Genomic DNA, 3,739 nt, shown 5'->3' with positions numbered 1-3,739 from the left:
GATGGTGTAGCAGCATTCTCGTTAAGGTTTAGGAAAAGATATGCATAATTCAGGTTTAATCATGTATTCTTTCAGCGTCTTGGTGGCCCACTGTCTGAATCGCGTTGCTTGAAGGGAATTAACGCGGTAACCAACTGAAATGATGGCGTCTAGGTTGTAAAAGGTCGTTTCACGTGTAACGGATCTAGTACCTTCTTTTTGAACTATTTCCATTTTGGAAATAGTTCGATTTCTATCCAGTTCTTTTGATTCATAGATATTGCTTAAATGCTTATTGATTGCAGGAATACCTACACCGAAAAGGTCAGCAATTGATTTTTGAGTCGCCCAAATTGTTTCATCACTGATTAATACATCGACACTGACAGGACTGTTATCAAGTTTGTATAATAGAAATTTGGCTTCTTTTGTCATATTGTGAATGACCTCCGTATCAAGCTGACAGCTAACGCTTTTTATTCCTTGGAACTCAGTATTATTTCAGCCGTTCCTATCATTAATACCGACTATAACATGTTTTTGAACGGGGAACAAGCGTTCTTTCACGAATCTCATCTAAAAATTGAATCTGTAGTCGTGTGCCTATGAATGATAATTGCTAGTGGATTTTTAAGCGCAATATTTTAGTTCAATTTTAAATTCGGGAAAATTAAAAGTTGTGGTACTTAACTGATAGACTATTCCTGATCTTATAAATTGATTTAAAACAAAATAAAACACCGCTATGGCCAAAGCTTGCCATAACAGTGTTTCTAAAGGGTTAATTTAACGATTTAAACTGATTTAAAACTTCAATATGGACCTTACCGGATTTGAACCGACGACCTCTTGCATGCGAAGCAAGCGCTCTCCCAACTGAGCTAAAGGCCCGAAAAACCAACGGACTCTATTTTAGCACAAAATTTGGAAAATGTTAGCCCTTTTGCTGCAAAATTGTTTGGACGGTTTGTAGCAAAGACTGTTGCGCGTTGACGATAAAGTCGGGCTGGGCCTGGTGGTGTAGGCGTGGGCGTTGCTGGCGGTTGATCCAAATCGATTGCCAACCGGCCTGTTTGGCACCAATGACGTCATTTTCGAAGGAGTCACCGACATAGAAGGTTTGGTGAGGGTTCAGGTGCAATTGTCGGGCTACGTGTTGGAAAATGCGTGGATCTGGTTTAGCCAGGTGCAGGCCGCCTGAGGTAAAGGTTTGTTGGTTCGGAATCCAGTTTGTCAGCCCAAGCTGTGCGATTTTTGCACGCTGGTGGGTGTCGGGCCCATTGGTGATCACGCCTAAAGTCGCGTGCTGTTGTTGGCAAAAATCTAGTGTTTGGCGCACGTCGTTTAGCAGGGTGATACGGTGTTGCGCCGCCTGATAAGCGGTTTGAAAGGCCAGGGCCTGCTGATCACTGATGGTATGGTGATAGTGGGCCAAAGCGCCTTGAATGCGGTAGATCCACATGGCCTGAATCGGCAGTTTGCCAGTTTCAGTGTCGTGAAAGACTTGGTCGCTCAGTTGACGGCTGAGCAAATAAACTTGTTGCAGTGGGACATCCGGCAAATCAAAGGTGGCGTCAAAGGCTTGTTGAAATGGCTGTCGCTGGTCATATAAGGTGTCGTCCACATCGAATATAAAAGCTGTCATCTGCCGCCTCTAATCCAACAACTGAATGCCTAGGCCAATCAGGCCAGGGCCAGTGTGCACGCCTAAGGCTGGCGAAATATTGCCGGTATACAGGTGTTCTGCTTGTGGGTAAGCGGCCTTTAAGGTGGTGACCATTTTCGCCGCAATTTCTGGATTAGCGCCGTCAGCCACAGCTAAATTAAAGCTTTGATGGTCACCGATAGTGGTGGCGACGAGGTCCAGCATTTTCTTTAAGGCTTTCTTTTCGCCGCGCGCTTTGGCCACAGGGTAGTAGATGCCATCCTCATCGCAGGAAATAATCGGTTTAATGTTCAGTAAATTGCCGGCAAGTCCAGCAACACGGCCGATGCGGCCGCCTTTTTGCAAGTAAGTTAAGGTTGGCACGTAGAAGAAAACGGTAGTTTGTTTGGCCACTGTGCGGACCCGCGCTTCGATTTCGCCTTTTTGCAAGCCGGCTTCGCTGAGTTCAGTGGCTAAAATCGCCGCAAAGCCGCTGGCGATCCCGATGTTTTTGGTGTCGATCACGCTAACATCGAGGCCAGAGACCCGGGCCGCCAACTCAACTTGTTGGAACGTGCCGGAAAGGCCGCTGGAAATACAAATGGCAATGACAGCTTCATAGCCATCTGCCTTGATTTTTTCGAAAGCTTCCATAATCAAATTACCGGTTGGTGAGGCCGTTTTAGGCACTTCTTGGTCTAAATTGGCATAAACAGTTTCAGGGTCAATGGTGACTTTATCTAAATAAACGCGATCTTGATAAGTAATGGTCATGGGAACCATGTACAAATGATGGGCGGCGATAAAATCAGCCGGTACATCAGAACAAGAATCAACGAGAATGGCAACGTTATTTGGTGCTTTTGTCATGAGCAGATACTCCTTTGTTGGCTGAGGTGAGTTCCATCAGCGCTTTACTGGTCAATTGATAAATAATGGTCGTCGCAGCAGTTTCCTGTAATACCAGTGCTGGTGTAAAGTCAGCGCTGGGTAACGGTTGTGGTTGCGTGACGCTTAAGGCCTGCACTTTATCGGTAAAAGTGGTGACAAAGTGTTCGTAGGCGGCTTCGGCTGACAAGTTGGTCAGCTCCGTGTTAAACCCTTCCTTGATCAATTCCAATGGAAAAGCGGTTTTAAGCAAGGTCAGCGTCACAACGGCAGCCAGGTGCTCCCGGCGGTAACGCTTTTTATTGGGTTTAAACATCACTTGTTTTTTGACGTAATTGTTGATCATGGTGGGAGTCACTGGGTCCAGCATCAAGGGTTCTAAATATTGATTCACCAGATTCACCAATTGATCCATATAGATTTCAAAATCGGGAAAGTCTTGCCAATGCGGTAAGTGAAACGACTGGAAGGTAGTGAGCCAATTTTGAAATGACGCCGGTTGTTCAGACATATGAAAAAGCCTCCAGTTTTGATTTTGATATTGTTAGTATAACTTTATCATCTAGTTTTGTAAACCAGATGAAAAGCATATAAAAACCAGTAGCGGTTTGGCTACTGGTTGCTAACCATTATTTAATGGATCGGCGCCGGTGCCACAGTGGCGCGCCTTGGCTTACATGATTGATGCGGATCACACTGATCTGGCCGAGGAATAAAACGGCAACTAACGCGACTAAAATAATTTCGATTGTTCTTAACATGGTGATCACATTCCTTTCTCGGTGGCAGGGGCCATCCAGTCAAAGTCTAACAATTGGTGAAAGTGGCGGCCCACTGGAACCCACAGGCCGGCTTTCAGAATATTTTTAAGGGCGGCCCAGAAAAGGGGGTCCGTCCGTTCTTTTTCAGAGGTTGCGATTTCAATGACTTGCCCCGATTCGTCCCGCGCCGTGACTTGGGGGTAAGCAATTTTGACGATTTGTGCGGTCAGGATGTTTTTCATTGAGTTTTGGGTTTCAAGTAGCATGGGATCAACTTCCTTCTTTTTGTATTGAATAATGATAGTTTACCCAGGCCGGCTTAAAACGACCCTAAATTCATATGAACAAAGTATGATGCTTTTGCAATGGATTTCTTAATTTGTTTAAGAAACTAAAAAGCGACCAGCACATTGAAGTGCCCTACAATTGTTAGACAAGAAGTCTAATGATTGTGGGGCTTTTCTTA

The 3,739-nt window shown here is 45.0% G+C and carries 6 protein-coding genes and 1 tRNA gene; all 7 read right to left on the bottom strand.

The genetic code is table 11. The features are described from left to right. Positions 1 to 21 precede the first annotated feature (21 nt). The gene (locus FC07_RS08115; RefSeq protein WP_057904623.1) at positions 22 to 414 is read right to left on the bottom strand and encodes a virulence RhuM family protein; all 393 of its coding nucleotides are present in this window, start codon (positions 412 to 414) and stop codon (positions 22 to 24) included. Positions 415 to 797: 383 nt separating this feature from the next. Then, positions 798 to 870, bottom strand: a tRNA-Ala gene (locus tag FC07_RS08110). A 43-nt stretch (positions 871 to 913) separates the two neighbouring features. After that, the gene (locus tag FC07_RS08105; protein WP_057904622.1) at positions 914 to 1,624 is read right to left on the bottom strand and encodes an HAD family hydrolase; all 711 of its coding nucleotides are present in this window, start codon (positions 1,622 to 1,624) and stop codon (positions 914 to 916) included. A 9-nt stretch (positions 1,625 to 1,633) separates the two neighbouring features. Beyond that, entirely contained in the window at positions 1,634 to 2,494 is an 861-nt protein-coding gene (locus FC07_RS08100) for a DegV family protein (RefSeq protein ID WP_057904621.1), read from the bottom strand. Further along, positions 2,475 to 3,023 (bottom strand): DUF1836 domain-containing protein, encoded by a 549-nt coding sequence (locus FC07_RS08095; protein WP_057904620.1) that lies wholly within the window; start codon positions 3,021 to 3,023, stop codon positions 2,475 to 2,477. Before FC07_RS08095 ends, FC07_RS08100 begins: the two co-directional genes overlap by 20 nt. A 118-nt stretch (positions 3,024 to 3,141) precedes the next feature. Continuing rightward, a complete protein-coding gene (locus FC07_RS16295; RefSeq protein ID WP_268888236.1) occupies positions 3,142 to 3,273 on the bottom strand; it encodes a hypothetical protein in 132 nt (43 codons plus the stop codon). 5 nt (positions 3,274 to 3,278) lie between these two features. Beyond that, positions 3,279 to 3,539, bottom strand: a complete 261-nt coding sequence (locus FC07_RS08090; protein WP_057904619.1) for a hypothetical protein — start codon at positions 3,537 to 3,539, stop codon at positions 3,279 to 3,281. Positions 3,540 to 3,739: the final 200 nt, after the last annotated feature.

The organism is Loigolactobacillus bifermentans DSM 20003 (assembly GCF_001434575.1).
GTDB lineage: Bacteria > Bacillota > Bacilli > Lactobacillales > Lactobacillaceae > Loigolactobacillus > Loigolactobacillus bifermentans.
The sequence above is the reverse complement of the archived record's forward strand: the minus strand, read 5'-3'. Positions and strand labels throughout refer to the sequence as shown.